Below are 12,566 nucleotides of genomic sequence, written 5' to 3' on the forward strand. Positions count from 1 at the left end.
GGGATTCCATCCTTTGGCCTCTTCGTACTGATGTCCTCGATTAAAAGTCGAGTGTTCTACCAGAAATCGCGCCCTAGCGATTGGGGAATCGAACCCCTTCACGGATTCTTTCCGATCCGGCATGCACAGGATACCGTCGCATATGATGCGCGGCACTGTGGGACGTTACAGAAATCCCAGCCTCGTTACAGCCGTCCGAATAAGAATCATAATCTATGATAAAACGTCAATCGACGTCTACCACCAACCCAAATAGAAAGGGTGTTATACTCCTTTGATTGCGGCCATCGGTTTGCATTTGGCTATCACATCCGCCAAGGAGGCGCCTACAATACTGTCAATGATGAGATCCACATCTTTGTAAGCCTGCGGACATTCATCCAAGATCGTCTTCAGCGAGCGATGATTGACCAAGATCTCCTCGTCGGTTCCGACCTTCATTGATGCTTCAAACTGATCGACGGTAACCAGTTCCTTCGTTGCTTTCCGGGAACGAGCCCGACCCGCGCCATGACAGATGGAGTAGAAATTTTTCTCACCCTCCGCCCGTCCTCGCATGATATAGGATGAGGTCCCCATCGATCCCGGGATCAGTGCCGGATGTCCGCTCTCTTTGTAAACCGCCGCGTTTAAGAAGTGCCCAGGCGAAAGCGCCCGCGTCGCGCCCTTCCGGTGAACAAGCATGGGTTCGTTCCGGTGAAACTCCTTCAGAGCGTAGTTGTGCATGAGATCGTATAGGACGGGCAGCTCCGTCTCTCCACCGAACACATCACGGAAGCCTTGCTGCACCCCGAAAGCAATCATGTGCCGGTTGCTGACCGCAAAGTTGAGAGCCGAGTACATTAAATGAAGATACGTCTGCCCGACATCACTACCGATCGGGGCGTACAACAGGTTGCGATCCGGATTGGTAACACCCCAGCTGTACATCGCTTCGCGGAATATCTTCGTATACGTTTGACCGAGCTTCGCCCCCCACGCCCGGGAACCGGAGTGAATCATGACGACGACTTGCCCGTCAAATAATCCCCAGGACGCCGCAACGTCTTTCGCTTCTTCCTCGATCTCTAAATACTGGATTTCAATAAAATGGTTCCCGCCGCCAAGCGTGCCTAGTTGACCGTGTGCATACTTGCGAATATTTTCTGGCAGCTTCTCGAGGTAGCCGTGGCTGAACGTGAACGTGGATTCTTCCACGTGCGTAAGCCAGCGCTCATTCGGGACGTAACGCTCCGGCAATCCCTTCAAGCCGCTTCGTACCACGTCCATGATGTCGATGTCCTCATAATGCGTGTTCGTCCGCTCGTTCGTGGGAACGTATTTTTCAATGGCTTGGATCAATTGCCGCCTTACACCTTTATCCTGTAGATCCCGTTTATGAAGCTGCGTCGTATGCACCCGCATGCCGCAGCCAATGTCTACTCCTACGATCGACGGCGAGACAAAGCCGTCCTTCATGTTCCATACAGCGGTCGTGCCGATGCAGGTACCGATGCCGACATGTGCATCCGGTGTGTAGCTCATATACTGATTGCGGGGGATCCGCAGATTATTGTCCGCCATCTCAAACACCTTGTCTTCAAAGCTTTCCTTGACCTCAGCATTCGCGAATACATGCAATGCGCCATGCTCAAGTTCTATCTCGTAATGGTTGTTCCCGTGTTTCTTTTCCAATCGTTTCATGTTTCGCTTGCCTCCGTTTCCTTGTGGCTTAGTTCTATCTTCGCTCATCCGGCAGTAAACGAACATGGTGAAAGTATTACGACCGAATGAAATGTTTCCCATGTTCTAGGGCTCCATTCGTCTGATAAAATATAAAGAAAGATATGATAAAGGCGAGGTTGTACGATGGCCAAGGAAAGCTTTGATAAAGAAATACAGTTTCTGCGGATGCTCGTCTTAACGAGCGGGGCCTACAGCCGTCAACAATACGCGGAACGACTCGGTATCTCCGTGCATACCTTCGATAAGACGCTTCGGCGGCTGAAGGAGGTTATTGAAGCGGCTTACCAGTACATTGCGGACACGGAACGCAAACAGTTCGCAGACACTCTGCGGTTTAGTTACTACGATTCGACGGATCCGATTCTATTATTTCTGTACCGCGCGAAGTCGATGAAGGAATCGGAGAGTGTTCGGATTTCATTGTTGCTAGCGGCCATGAATGAACGCCCCCATACGGCTTTAGAATTGTTGGATGTATGCAGCGAACACCTCGATCCAGCGGCTGCACTGCCGGACGAGAAAACGATACGCTCCGATTTGAAATATTTGGAGCAAGTCGGCGTAATCCGGAAGGAGCCGGGACCAAGGCCATACCGCTACCGGGTACATAACGATCTCGTACGCGATTTAACCAACGAGGAATTGTTGGAGCTTTACGACTTTGTGGACATTATGGCTAACACGCAAGTCCCTTCCGTTATTGGTTATTTGCTTCGAGATGGACTGAAGAAACAGATTCAACGCCGAAACGATAAGGAGACGCTTGTCGAGCCTTTCTTATATAAATATCATTACTACTCACGTATTTTGGACGAGGCGCATCTCTTCACCTTCTTGAAAGCCATTGAGGAGCGTCGGAAGATACGTTTTCTTTACTTTTCACCGAAGACGAAGAAGGCTTACGCCTCCAAAAATACGAACCCTCTGTTTGCCCGCGAAATGGAAGGAAAAACAGCTCTCACGCTGCCGCTGAAGGTCATCTATGATCATCAATACGGTCGTTGGTATTTAATTGGATTCGATGGACGATTTGGAATCCGCAAATACCGCGTCGAAGGAATCACACAGATTGAAGAAGACGAGGTCGTACCGGAGGAGTTCTTTGCACAAAAGGTTGCCGAGTTGGACCGAGCACTTGAGCACAGCTGGCTCATCGACACGGGAAATCCGGTTACCGTACGTGTCCGCTTCTTCCACCCTGAGCCGGGGAAAGCCAATTTTATAAAAGAGCGCGTACGGCTGCAAGGCCAATGGGGTTCTATTATCGAGGAAAATGAGGACTCGTTCGTATATGAGATCGTCGTGAACGGTACGACCGAAATTCGACCGTGGATCCGAAGCTTCGGCTCGAGCTGCGAGGTCCTTGAGCCTCGTGAATTCCGGAATGACATGATCGCAGAATGGAAGGGGATTTATTCCTATTATGAATCTGTTCGAGAAGATCTTTAACTATCAAATCTTGTCGCGGCTAGAGGATTCGGGGACATCCACAACCACATCTCAAGAGAGAGCTTGGTTGAAGTCGATGATCGAACTCCCTGTCGCATCCGAGGCCCTTTCGCCTGCACTATATTCTAAGCTGGTAGCCGCTCTTGAAACAGAGGAAGTGGTTGATCTTTCGGCTGCTTTTATCGAGAAAGCCCGCAGCGCCGAAAAACAGCCTTTTCACCCGCATCTTCGAGCCTTGCGTCAGATCATCGCCAATCAAACAGGACTTCAGTTAACAACCAAATTAAAGGACGGGCGTGTAAAAGAGCGCGAGCCCGCTTTCCCATATAAGCTTGAGTATTCCATGGTAAAGCGGGAATGGTATTTACTTTGGTATCACCTTCATTATAAAGCACTTCTCTCCACGAGATTGAATCAAATCGATTCATTCGCACTTCTCTCCCACCCCCTTCCGCCTGAGCGGATCGAACGGGTTCAAGCGCATATAAAAAATCTGCTGGAACAGCGGAAGCGAACGGCGACGATAGAGGTCGTGAGGCGGTATAACCGTGAATTATCCCGGATCTTATATGCCTTCTCCTGCTTCGAGAAGGAAGTGGAATATGATGACGCATCAGATCGATACCTCATTCGGATTACGTTTCAAGGCAACGAGGCCGAATATGTTTTATCCAAAGTTCGCTTTCTGGGGCAAAGGGTGAAGATTATCGAGGGTGAATACTTGCGAAGTCGCATGCTGGAAAGCTCAACCAAAGCGCTTGCAAGGTATGGAGAAAACCAATAAGTTTTTTGTATCCTTTCCCTGCAATCCGGATGTCAAGGACGCAAGCTACCGTCCTTGACATCCACTTCATAAAAGGATCTAGCGTTACTATTTTTTTGTTCCCCTATTATTTCTACCAAGTAAAAGAACCCGTCATGAGTCTTTACTTAACTTCCTGAGAGCGAAGATAGTGGTTAACCAAAAAAAGCAGCTTATAAAAAGATGCTTTTTTCCGTGGGAGATTATTGATAGATTTTGGTCATCCATTCAACGATCCCCATGTTTTGTTCACTGCGCAGCCATTCCACGTTATGATGTCCAATAATATGGCCGTCCTTGATCGCAATCACTTCATCAAGAATCGTTTCAACTTCCTTGATTTCATGAGTTGTAATCAGCACAATTTGATTCTCAAGATCAATGAATTCAATTAATCCCTTTACAATGGAATCACGAACCATCGGATCGAGCCCGGAAAGAGGTTCATCCATTAAAATGACAGGGACTTCCCGTGCAAGGGTAAGTACCATTTTTAACCGTCCGCGGTTTCCTTTGGAAAGGTTTTTTAGCTTAGCGTTCGGATCCAATTTCATGAATGTGCGGATTTCTTCCGCTTTCTCTTTATTAAAATCCGGAAACTGTGATGCATAGAAATCAATCGTTTGACCGACATTGTAAAATCCGTAGTATTCATCCGACTCCGATAAATAGGAAACTTGCTTGGCGATACGGCGATCGACTCTGACCCCGTTTACGGTAACACTCCCTTTAGATGGTTGAATGAGACCCGCTATTAATTTTAATGTCGTTGATTTTCCACTACCGTTTTCTCCGACGAGCCCAACGATTTTCCCCCTCGTCAGCTCAAGATTAACATCATCGAGTGCAACCTTGGTCATAAATTTCTTGGTTACCTGATTAAGCTTGATCATGGTTTGGCATCCCCTTCATTGTGACGCAAAAATATTTGGAGTCCGTTTTCAATTTCTTGGTTTGAGAACCCCATGGCCTGCATGCCTTGGACAAATTGTGAGATTTTCTCCTGTTTAAGCCGTTCTCTCATTTGGTTTAATATGCCTGTATTTTCCGTGACAAACGTGCCTTGCCCTCGTCTCGTCTCTACCGTTCCAATTCCTTCTAATTCTCGGTAGGTTCGTTGTACCGTGTTTTGATTTACTTTCACCTGAATAGCCATCTCCCGTACGGATGGAAGTTTGTCACCTGGCTTCCTTTCACCGCGCAGAATCTGCTCGTTAATGCGTTCTGCCAGTTGAAGATAAATAGGGTGTGATGAATGAAATTCTGTCATTTCTTTACACCTCAACTTTTCGGTCCAATATCCAACAAGCAGCGAAGAAGAGTAAAAGAACCATTGCTCCTTCCATGACATAGGTACCCAAATAGAGGCTGAATGGTTCGGTATCCATCATCATTTCTGGGCTATATTCCAAGCGTTGAATAAAATTCATGGCTTCCATCATGCTCGTGGCTTCAAAGGCACCCCACATTGTAAGCCGTTCATATAGGGGAGACTCTAAAAGCCAGCTATATAATGTTCTTGTTGCAATGACAATGATAAACGTGGATAGAATACTTAAAAATGTACCCAGTTTGCTAGCGATGATCCTATAGATTCCCCAGTAAAACAAAAACCAACTAGCCATGCTAATGGCAACTAGGAAAAGCTGAATTGCGCTAAACAGTCCGAAATCTATTATGATTGACCAGGGTACTGGTTTGGGGATATTGACTGATAAATGTAATGCCAGAAGTAAGGTAATTCCAATGATCGCCTGCGTGATGAACATGGAAATAAGTCCAGCAACCACCTTCGATGATAATAGCGAGGAACCTGTCATGGGATTATGCAGCCATAAATGGAGTTTTTTTCTTTCCGATCGCAAGCTAAAAAACAGGTAATACACTAGGTAAAACGCTTGAAAACCCGAAATAAAAATAGATACACCGAGAACAGCTTCCCACTGGTACCCATACTGAGAGCCGATGTAATAAGCAACACTTGTAGTAAGAAGAAAGGCGATCAAAGGGAGTAGAAAGGCTAGCATTCCTAATCGCAGCTCTTTTTTGGTTAGACTTAACCATGCGGTCATTACGGAAAACCCCCTACTAAAAATTGTATGGGGTTAATAGTACACCAATACAGTAGATGCGCGCAATTGGAATAAGCTGGGACATTGGACTCGCTAACTTATTTTTAGGAGGTACAAGTATGTTCAACAAATTCCTCGGAAGTAAAAAATACACCCTTGATGTTTTTTATGACTTACAACGGGACATGGAATAAAGGTTAATGAAATTGACTGTAGAGGTTCTAAGCTCTTGTTACGTGATGGTTTCAAATTATATTTGGTAGATCTGAAAATATATTAGATAAATTGTTGAAGTAGATTCTAGGAAGCAGGGAAAAACTATTTAGCTTTTCTCTGCTTCTTAATTATTCCCCACTTCATCAGCAGGACAAATAACTTTTTAATCCAGATAAAACACCGGCCCTTTTGGGATAAACGGTAGATGGCGCCCTTTCGGCAGCAGAAAGGCATGATCCCGTTTCAATCTCAACCTCTCGCAATACCCATCTGTAATAATGAGAAGAGGCCCCTTTTTTGGAAAATCTTCTGCGTTTTCCAGCAGGTCTATTCCCGGCTGGAGAATGGTTCCCCCACGCCCTTTGATCCTAACCTTGTCGGCAATCACCTCCGGCGCCAGGTATCCTTCATCATAAGCGGCGGCGTCACAGAACACCACACGAACAGCCGGAACATCCCGCGAAAGGCTATAGCTGGAGATTGCACCGAGAGCTTTGGCCAGTATTTTTTTATCCATCGAACCTGATGTATCTAGGACCACGCCGAACGTCCTTCCGTCATCCGACGCTCCGCTGGGAACCCATCTTGGCCGGGGGATGTCGGGTGTGGAGGACTGCCGTCGGCTCGCCCTCGCGTAGGTTCGGTTTTGTTCCAGCGGGGCAAAATAGTGGTCAAACCACCTCGCCAACTCCACATCCCACTTGATCGGTGGCTGGCCCAGTGCCCGGATTTCCTCGATGAGGCCTGCGGGGATAAACCCGCGGTTCTGCTCCTGATGATAAATCAACCCTTGGGTCAGGCAATTCCGGAAAAAATCATCCAATGTCGTCCCTTCCCCCACTTCCCAGAAACCCGGATTCCCTTTATCCAGCATATCCCCCAACCCGATCCCCCGCAGCGTATAAAGCTTGCGATAGGTTCTTATGTCGGTAACGATCCGGTCATAAATGGCTTCCGTGGACAACCCTTTGAGCTCTGGATCCATCAGCCCTCCGACTTTGGGAAACTCACCTATTCCTATCTCCACCAGCCAGCCGTTGATTACATAATCACAGGCCACATTCCACAGATAGGGATCTCTTCCCTGGCAGCGTTCATGGTGCCGTAGTCCGGCGTGCAGCAGCTCGTGGGCAATGACGAATTTGCATTCGTGCTCATCCAATCCGGAGGCCGGGTTCATATAAATTTCCCGGTCTTCGATATCAATCGCGGCAACGGAGATGTCCAACCGGGCACAGATCGCCGGGTCTTCGATGAGCTTAAAGCTAGCTGCAAGAGACCCCAGCAGAGGATAATGGTCGATGAACCAATTTCGGGCTTTTGCAGCAGGGGTTAATTCGTGCGTTTCCTCCCCCAAAAAAGCCGTATAACCAGCAGCCACTTTGACCGCACTGGTCACTGCCATCGACAGCCCTTTTCCCAGGCAGGCTTCCCAATCCACATCTCGGTTCCAATAATGGTATTTGTCGGAGAACACCAAATCTCCTTGCGAGCCTCCTACTCCCCAGTGACGCAGAGGCTCCGGAATCCCGCGTTCAGAAAACTGAAGATACAAATCCTCCTCACTTTTGGAACGAAAATCGAGCATGCCGCTCAATTCCTTGGGAGGAGTCCCCCATTTCATGTCGGAAAGAAATTTGGCTATGAAACAGTCACACGCGGTATTCCATGCCACCTTGTTTTCTTTGGCCTGAAAATGACCAAACCCGAGATGCAAAAGACAGTGAGCCAGCACGTACATCCATTCGCTCACTTCACCGCGTCGAGTGGGGTGAACATGAATGGCCCCCTGCCGGGTAACAACGGCCCAGCCGTCGTCGGGACATATTTGGCTGTCTTGCCGGTAAAAACGGGCATGCAAAGCCAACGGGGCAAACATCGGATGCTGATGCAACATCTGCAGCGCTTCCGAGTAATTTTTCAACGCGATATCCAATTCAGGCTTTTTTCTTTTGCTCATGGGCTAGGCTTCCTTCCTATCCACCAATCGGGGCAGATCGCGCACGATTTCCACCATGAACCAATCCGGTAGCGCATTCCCTTCCCCATGCTTGGCCACCACCATTTGCGCCATTTCCAGACTGATGGAGCTTAACTCCTTAATCAGAGCTTTGGCGCGGTGGGCGAACCGCTTATGGGCATCCGTCACCTCTTGTTTTTGAGCCGGCAATTCTTTGATGATTTGTGCTCGGAACGATTGGGATAAGAAATACAAAACATCCCGGTCTTCCGGGGCATGAGGGAAAGACATTTCCCCCTCAATGATTTTATTCAATTGGTATCTTCCGCTCAGCTGCTTATGAAAAGCTTTAAATTGCGATGCATGATGCGGAGTCAAACTGCCGTGGGCCAGGATACCGACCCACTCGTGCGTGAGATTCTCCCCGAATTCATAGAGGGCATCGCTTAGCATATGCCAGGACCGGGGGGTGGAAAAGGGTTCCTCCGTTTTAGGGGGCTGGCTCCATAAATGATCCGGGCGTACCTGCAAATATTCCAGCACCAGCGGATGAAGGCCGTTTTCAAAAGCCCAATTCAGCCATTCTTGAAAAGAAACCCGCAGTTGGACATGAAACATCCGGTTGATCAGTGCAGAAGACAGCGGTTTGACGATCGCACTATCCTGCGCCCGGTTTCCTGCGCCAATGACAATGGAGCCCTCGGGAAGCTGATATTCCCCGATTCTTCTTTCATGAATGAGACTGTAGAAAGACTTCTGCACCTCGTGGGAACAGGCATTCAATTCATCTAGAAACAGACAATAAGGTTCTTTTCGGGCAATCATGCCCGGTGGGCAAAAGCGGCTCGTTCCGTCAACAATTTGCGGAACACCTAGGATATCTTCCGGAGCAAGCTGACTTCCCAGCAGAGAGACGCAGGGCAGACCCACCTGCGCTGCAAATTGCTCAACGAGAGAGGATTTTCCGATTCCAGGTGCCCCCCAAATGAACACGGGTCGAATCACAGCCGTATTTAACAGCAATTCCGTCAATTGCTTTTGGGTTACTGATACAGCACTATTCATTCCTTTTCCTCCGAGTAATAGGCTTCATTTTATCTATTAACAACTATCATTTTACCATCCTCTTCAGAAAATAGGAGACAAACGGATTCTTTCCGATCCGGCATGCACAGGATACCTTCGCATACGATGCGCGGCATGATCTCGCAAAAAACTTTATTTTCCAAGACAGGAGGTAAAGCTTTTTGCTTTCTAATCTCATACTTAACTTTTCATGTATAAAGCCAAAATTCTTTAACAATTTCCCTAATTATGTTAATATTTGGTTGATTAATAGACCGGCCATATTAATGGAATTTATCAGTAGAAGGAGGAGAATTCTTCGCATGCCTCAATCCATACTCATCGACCATTCGCAAAAAGAATTCCCGGAATTTTTGTATGTGACGCTGGACTTAGAAGGGTATTCTCAAACCATTTTTAATCACGATATTGATATTTTCAGCTACAGACTTTACATACCTAAAGGTATACGAACCCACTCTCGTGAAAAGCCTGTCCCTCTGGTCATTATGCTTCATGGTTGTGGCCAAACTCCAGAGTCGTTTGCAAAAGGAACGCAAATGAACGAACTAGCAGAAAAAGAAAATTTTATTGTCCTATACCCTGAGATGAGTAATGTTGCGGATTGGTTTGTTTTTAGGACATTGCTTTTTAATCCTTATCTTTTTTATTTCCTAACTCCTTTACAGGTAAGGTTGTTAAGGGATTCTATTCAGCTAAATGGATCGATGTTAAAAAAGAATGTTCTACAGTCCTATCCGAATTCGTTAGATTGGGTAAGTCAGCATTTAAAGATGAATCCGTTTTTTAGGGACTATTATGAGGAATTAAACTCAACCGATTGCTGGAATTGGTTTTTTGATGAAAATCAGCATCGTGAAAAAGGACAACCTCAAATCATCATTGAAATCATCCACCAAGTAAAAAGCTTTTTAAATAACGAATATCATATTCATATTGATGAGAAAAAGACGTATGCTGCAGGTTTCTCGGCTGGTGCGGCCATGGCGGGCATTCTCGGAGCCACCTATCCCGATAGATTTAGTAAGATCGCAATCTGTTCTGGTGTACCCTACCATGCAGCGAAGCCACGTAACAAAGCTGATCTTAAACATATTTTTCACGATGCTGTTTCTGTGATGGAAAAGGGTGTCGAAGATCCCTTTGCATGTGGTGACAAGGCATTTGAGGAAATGAAGAAGGCATTTAAAGAAGTAGGGAAAAGAACCATGCCTGTCCTTATTTTGCAGGGTACCGATGATAGCATCGTACGTCGAATCAACGGGGATCAGGTGTTTATCCAATGGGCACAAACGAATTTTCGCATTGAAGGTGGTCACGGACGAGTGCCTATTAGTTTTCAAAATCCTATCCAAGCGCAGGAAAATGGACGAGAATATAAAGAATATATCTATAAAGATAAAAGTGGATACCCCTTAGTCCAACTTCGGATGATCGAAGGGCTAGAGCATAAATGGTCTGGTGGAAGTGATGAAGGTTCTTATACCGATCTCCTCGGTCCAAAAGCAACCGAGCATATATGGAAATTTTTTAAGTAAATATCACGAGACTGCGTGAGGAAAAAGAATGAAAAGGGGATTTGATGCGACCCTCTATTTTACATCCTCCCTATCTCCAAGGTATAATATAATTAACTAGTCACAACAATAAAAAAGAGACCGACAGTGCTCGAACACTACCGGTCACGTACAACAGACGTTCCCCAATTTGGGGGCGGCTCAGTTTAGGAAGAAATAGACCACAGAGTTGTCAGCTCACGGGTGGTCTATTTCTTTTTGGTCATGTATGTCCGTTAATGTGAACACGCCTAAATTCATGATGTTAATGACGGCCCCGTTTTGTTTGGCGTACTTCTGAATGTCAGCTAGACTACCGGTATCTTTTAACCTCACATGCTGCTTCAATGACTTCTTTGGTTTGGTTTTCTCCCAGGTTTTGAAACATCCCTGATTTTTCGTTGACTTCATATACAATCATGGCCGACCCTTCCCTTTAAAAGCTCGTTGTATTTCTTATTGGATCCGAAGGCTTTACCCACCGGGTATTTTTGCTTGTTTTTCTCGATCTTTTCTTCGATCGCTTCCTGAATATTGATATCTAAATCATGAGCGAGGTATAACGCATAGATGAGAACGTCCGCGAGCTCCTCTTTGATCTTGGGAAGGTTCTGTTCCACCGCTGTTTGGCTATCCTTCCACTGAAAGTTCTCTAGCAATTAACTCGCTTCTAGTGAGATCGAGATCGCAAGATCCTTGGGAGTGTGGAATTGTTCCCAGTCTCTTTCTTTTCGAAAGGCTAATAATTCATGGATGAGTTCTTGCACAGGTTTTCCTCCAGGGGTATGTTTTGATCTATTATACAATCTCTGGAATGTATTCTCACCTTAGGAATAAAGTAATAAGGATAAAAAGGGGGGGTGACATGCTTCCTACTGGCTGCTCTTTACCACTCAAATTCCTCGGGATATTCCACATTTGGCCTTATCGCAGATATCGGACAATTATACTCCCTCGCAACAACGAAAACATGGTTTTTGACTTGCTGATATTCATCCCCAAACTCCGCTAACCTTTTTGCCATGGTAGGTATACTCTTGATTCGTTTATCTTTGTCCATGTCCATAAACCTGCAGTTCAGGATGTCAACATATTGCGTCGCATAATGATCAAACCACGTATAGTCCTTATTCATCAGATTCATCATGCGGGGAAAGGAAGCATCGGAAACGGTCTCTTTAATACATTTTATGACCGATGACTGGAACACTCTCACCATGGCAATGGAAGGGTCCCATATATTACGCTTGTCTACCATGACATCATAACTCTTTTTTGCATTCTTCCGAGCATAAAGCTTTACAAAATCATTGAGTGCCATCAATACAAACAGCATTTCGGGCCAAAAGACATGAAATTTTAAGTATATATTTTTGTCAGGAGCGATAACTCCCAGCCATTTCTTTTTTTCATCATCCAACCCATTCTCCACAAACTCCATTTCTCGGTTTCCCATCAACGCATGGCGCATGTCATAGCAAACGCCCAGCACTCTTAAGCGAGCTGTTTCGTATGCGGGGTATTCTTCCTCTTCTCCCACTATCGCATGGAGCGCTTCGTAGAGTTCTTCAATATCCAAATAATCCCCATAGACAGCTATGCCCATATTATTCGGGGTATTTTTAGCAAAAATCATTTTCTCAGATCCCTTCTTTAACCACAGGTTTCTTGCCTAGTATAGCCAACAGTAATTCGATCTT

The 12,566-nt window shown here is 46.1% G+C and carries 12 protein-coding genes and 1 pseudogene; 4 read left to right on the forward strand and 9 right to left on the reverse strand.

Annotated elements, in window-relative coordinates; translation table 11 throughout:
* Positions 1 to 264: 264 nt before the first annotated feature.
* On the reverse strand, positions 265 to 1,620 hold the full coding sequence (locus EIZ58_RS21460; protein ID WP_240689382.1) for an RtcB family protein: 1,356 nt from the start codon (positions 1,618 to 1,620) through the stop codon (positions 265 to 267).
* Between EIZ58_RS21460 and EIZ58_RS34550 the strand changes: the two genes are divergently transcribed.
* The 3 genes from EIZ58_RS34550 to EIZ58_RS21470 all read left to right on the forward strand — a co-directional run bounded on the left by EIZ58_RS34550 (position 1,501) and on the right by EIZ58_RS21470 (position 3,958).
* Complete coding sequence (locus EIZ58_RS34550; RefSeq protein WP_240689402.1) at positions 1,501 to 1,773, forward strand: hypothetical protein; 273 nt, start codon at positions 1,501 to 1,503, stop codon at positions 1,771 to 1,773. The genes EIZ58_RS21460 and EIZ58_RS34550 overlap by 120 nt on opposite strands.
* 75 nt (positions 1,774 to 1,848) lie before the next feature.
* A complete protein-coding gene (locus EIZ58_RS21465; RefSeq protein WP_134702990.1) occupies positions 1,849 to 3,174 on the forward strand; it encodes a helix-turn-helix transcriptional regulator in 1,326 nt (441 codons plus the stop codon).
* Complete coding sequence (locus EIZ58_RS21470; RefSeq protein WP_134702991.1) at positions 3,149 to 3,958, forward strand: WYL domain-containing protein; 810 nt, start codon at positions 3,149 to 3,151, stop codon at positions 3,956 to 3,958. The genes EIZ58_RS21465 and EIZ58_RS21470 overlap by 26 nt, the downstream gene beginning before the upstream one ends.
* Before the next feature lie 221 nt (positions 3,959 to 4,179).
* Here EIZ58_RS21470 and EIZ58_RS21475 read toward each other — a convergent pair whose 3' ends face one another.
* From EIZ58_RS21475 to EIZ58_RS21495, 5 genes are all read right to left on the reverse strand, one after another.
* Positions 4,180 to 4,869: an ABC transporter ATP-binding protein gene (locus EIZ58_RS21475; RefSeq protein ID WP_134702992.1), complete on the reverse strand. Its 690-nt coding sequence runs from the start codon at positions 4,867 to 4,869 to the stop codon at positions 4,180 to 4,182.
* Entirely contained in the window at positions 4,866 to 5,246 is a 381-nt protein-coding gene (locus EIZ58_RS21480; protein ID WP_134702993.1) for a GntR family transcriptional regulator, read from the reverse strand. Before EIZ58_RS21480 ends, EIZ58_RS21475 begins: the two co-directional genes overlap by 4 nt.
* 4 nt (positions 5,247 to 5,250) lie before the next feature.
* The gene (locus EIZ58_RS21485; RefSeq protein ID WP_134702994.1) at positions 5,251 to 6,048 is read right to left on the reverse strand and encodes a hypothetical protein; all 798 of its coding nucleotides are present in this window, start codon (positions 6,046 to 6,048) and stop codon (positions 5,251 to 5,253) included.
* Positions 6,049 to 6,427: 379 nt separating this feature from the next.
* Positions 6,428 to 8,224 carry a vWA domain-containing protein gene (locus EIZ58_RS21490; protein ID WP_134702995.1) on the reverse strand — a complete coding sequence of 599 codons (1,797 nt, stop codon included), beginning with the start codon at positions 8,222 to 8,224 and terminating at the stop codon, positions 6,428 to 6,430.
* A gap of 3 nt (positions 8,225 to 8,227) precedes the next feature.
* Positions 8,228 to 9,289, reverse strand: coding sequence for an AAA family ATPase (locus EIZ58_RS21495; RefSeq protein ID WP_134702996.1), 1,062 nt, complete (start codon positions 9,287 to 9,289; stop codon positions 8,228 to 8,230).
* 323 nt (positions 9,290 to 9,612) lie between these two features.
* On the opposite strand from EIZ58_RS21495, the gene EIZ58_RS33675 reads away from it, so the two are divergent.
* Positions 9,613 to 10,848 carry an extracellular catalytic domain type 1 short-chain-length polyhydroxyalkanoate depolymerase gene (locus tag EIZ58_RS33675; RefSeq protein WP_167577865.1) on the forward strand — a complete coding sequence of 412 codons (1,236 nt, stop codon included), beginning with the start codon at positions 9,613 to 9,615 and terminating at the stop codon, positions 10,846 to 10,848.
* 216 nt (positions 10,849 to 11,064) lie between these two features.
* On the opposite strand, the gene EIZ58_RS33680 is transcribed toward EIZ58_RS33675, so the two are convergent.
* The 3 genes and pseudogenes from EIZ58_RS33680 to EIZ58_RS21510 form a co-directional block, all read right to left on the reverse strand.
* Positions 11,065 to 11,277: a hypothetical protein gene (locus tag EIZ58_RS33680; protein ID WP_167577866.1), complete on the reverse strand. Its 213-nt coding sequence runs from the start codon at positions 11,275 to 11,277 to the stop codon at positions 11,065 to 11,067.
* A pseudogene (locus EIZ58_RS21505) lies at positions 11,274 to 11,633 on the reverse strand (nucleotide pyrophosphohydrolase). The gene EIZ58_RS33680 and the pseudogene EIZ58_RS21505 overlap by 4 nt, the downstream one beginning before the upstream one ends.
* A 119-nt stretch (positions 11,634 to 11,752) precedes the next feature.
* Positions 11,753 to 12,502 (reverse strand): DUF6904 family protein, encoded by a 750-nt coding sequence (locus EIZ58_RS21510; protein ID WP_134702997.1) that lies wholly within the window; start codon positions 12,500 to 12,502, stop codon positions 11,753 to 11,755.
* Between the last annotated feature and the right edge of the window lie 64 nt (positions 12,503 to 12,566).

Origin of the sequence: Ammoniphilus sp. YIM 78166 (assembly GCF_004522215.1) — a bacterium.
In the GTDB taxonomy this organism is placed as follows: Bacteria; Bacillota; Bacilli; order Aneurinibacillales; family RAOX-1; genus YIM-78166.

Bases quoted from the DNA above. Each gene is read 5' to 3' on its own strand.
- EIZ58_RS34550 (WP_240689402.1), top strand. From the start codon at position 1,501: ATGTGCATCCGGTGTGTAGCTCATATACTGATTGCGGGGGATCCGCAG.
- EIZ58_RS21465 (WP_134702990.1), top strand. From the start codon at position 1,849: ATGGCCAAGGAAAGCTTTGATAAAGAAATACAGTTTCTGCGGATGCTC.
- EIZ58_RS21470 (WP_134702991.1), top strand. From the start codon at position 3,149: ATGAATCTGTTCGAGAAGATCTTTAACTATCAAATCTTGTCGCGGCTA.
- EIZ58_RS21475 (WP_134702992.1), bottom strand. From the start codon at position 4,869: ATGATCAAGCTTAATCAGGTAACCAAGAAATTTATGACCAAGGTTGCA.
- EIZ58_RS21480 (WP_134702993.1), bottom strand. From the start codon at position 5,246: ATGACAGAATTTCATTCATCACACCCTATTTATCTTCAACTGGCAGAA.
- EIZ58_RS21485 (WP_134702994.1), bottom strand. From the start codon at position 6,048: ATGACCGCATGGTTAAGTCTAACCAAAAAAGAGCTGCGATTAGGAATG.
- EIZ58_RS21490 (WP_134702995.1), bottom strand. From the start codon at position 8,224: ATGAGCAAAAGAAAAAAGCCTGAATTGGATATCGCGTTGAAAAATTAC.
- EIZ58_RS21495 (WP_134702996.1), bottom strand. From the start codon at position 9,289: ATGAATAGTGCTGTATCAGTAACCCAAAAGCAATTGACGGAATTGCTG.
- EIZ58_RS33675 (WP_167577865.1), top strand. From the start codon at position 9,613: ATGCCTCAATCCATACTCATCGACCATTCGCAAAAAGAATTCCCGGAA.
- EIZ58_RS33680 (WP_167577866.1), bottom strand. From the start codon at position 11,277: ATGAAGTCAACGAAAAATCAGGGATGTTTCAAAACCTGGGAGAAAACC.
- EIZ58_RS21510 (WP_134702997.1), bottom strand. From the start codon at position 12,502: ATGATTTTTGCTAAAAATACCCCGAATAATATGGGCATAGCTGTCTAT.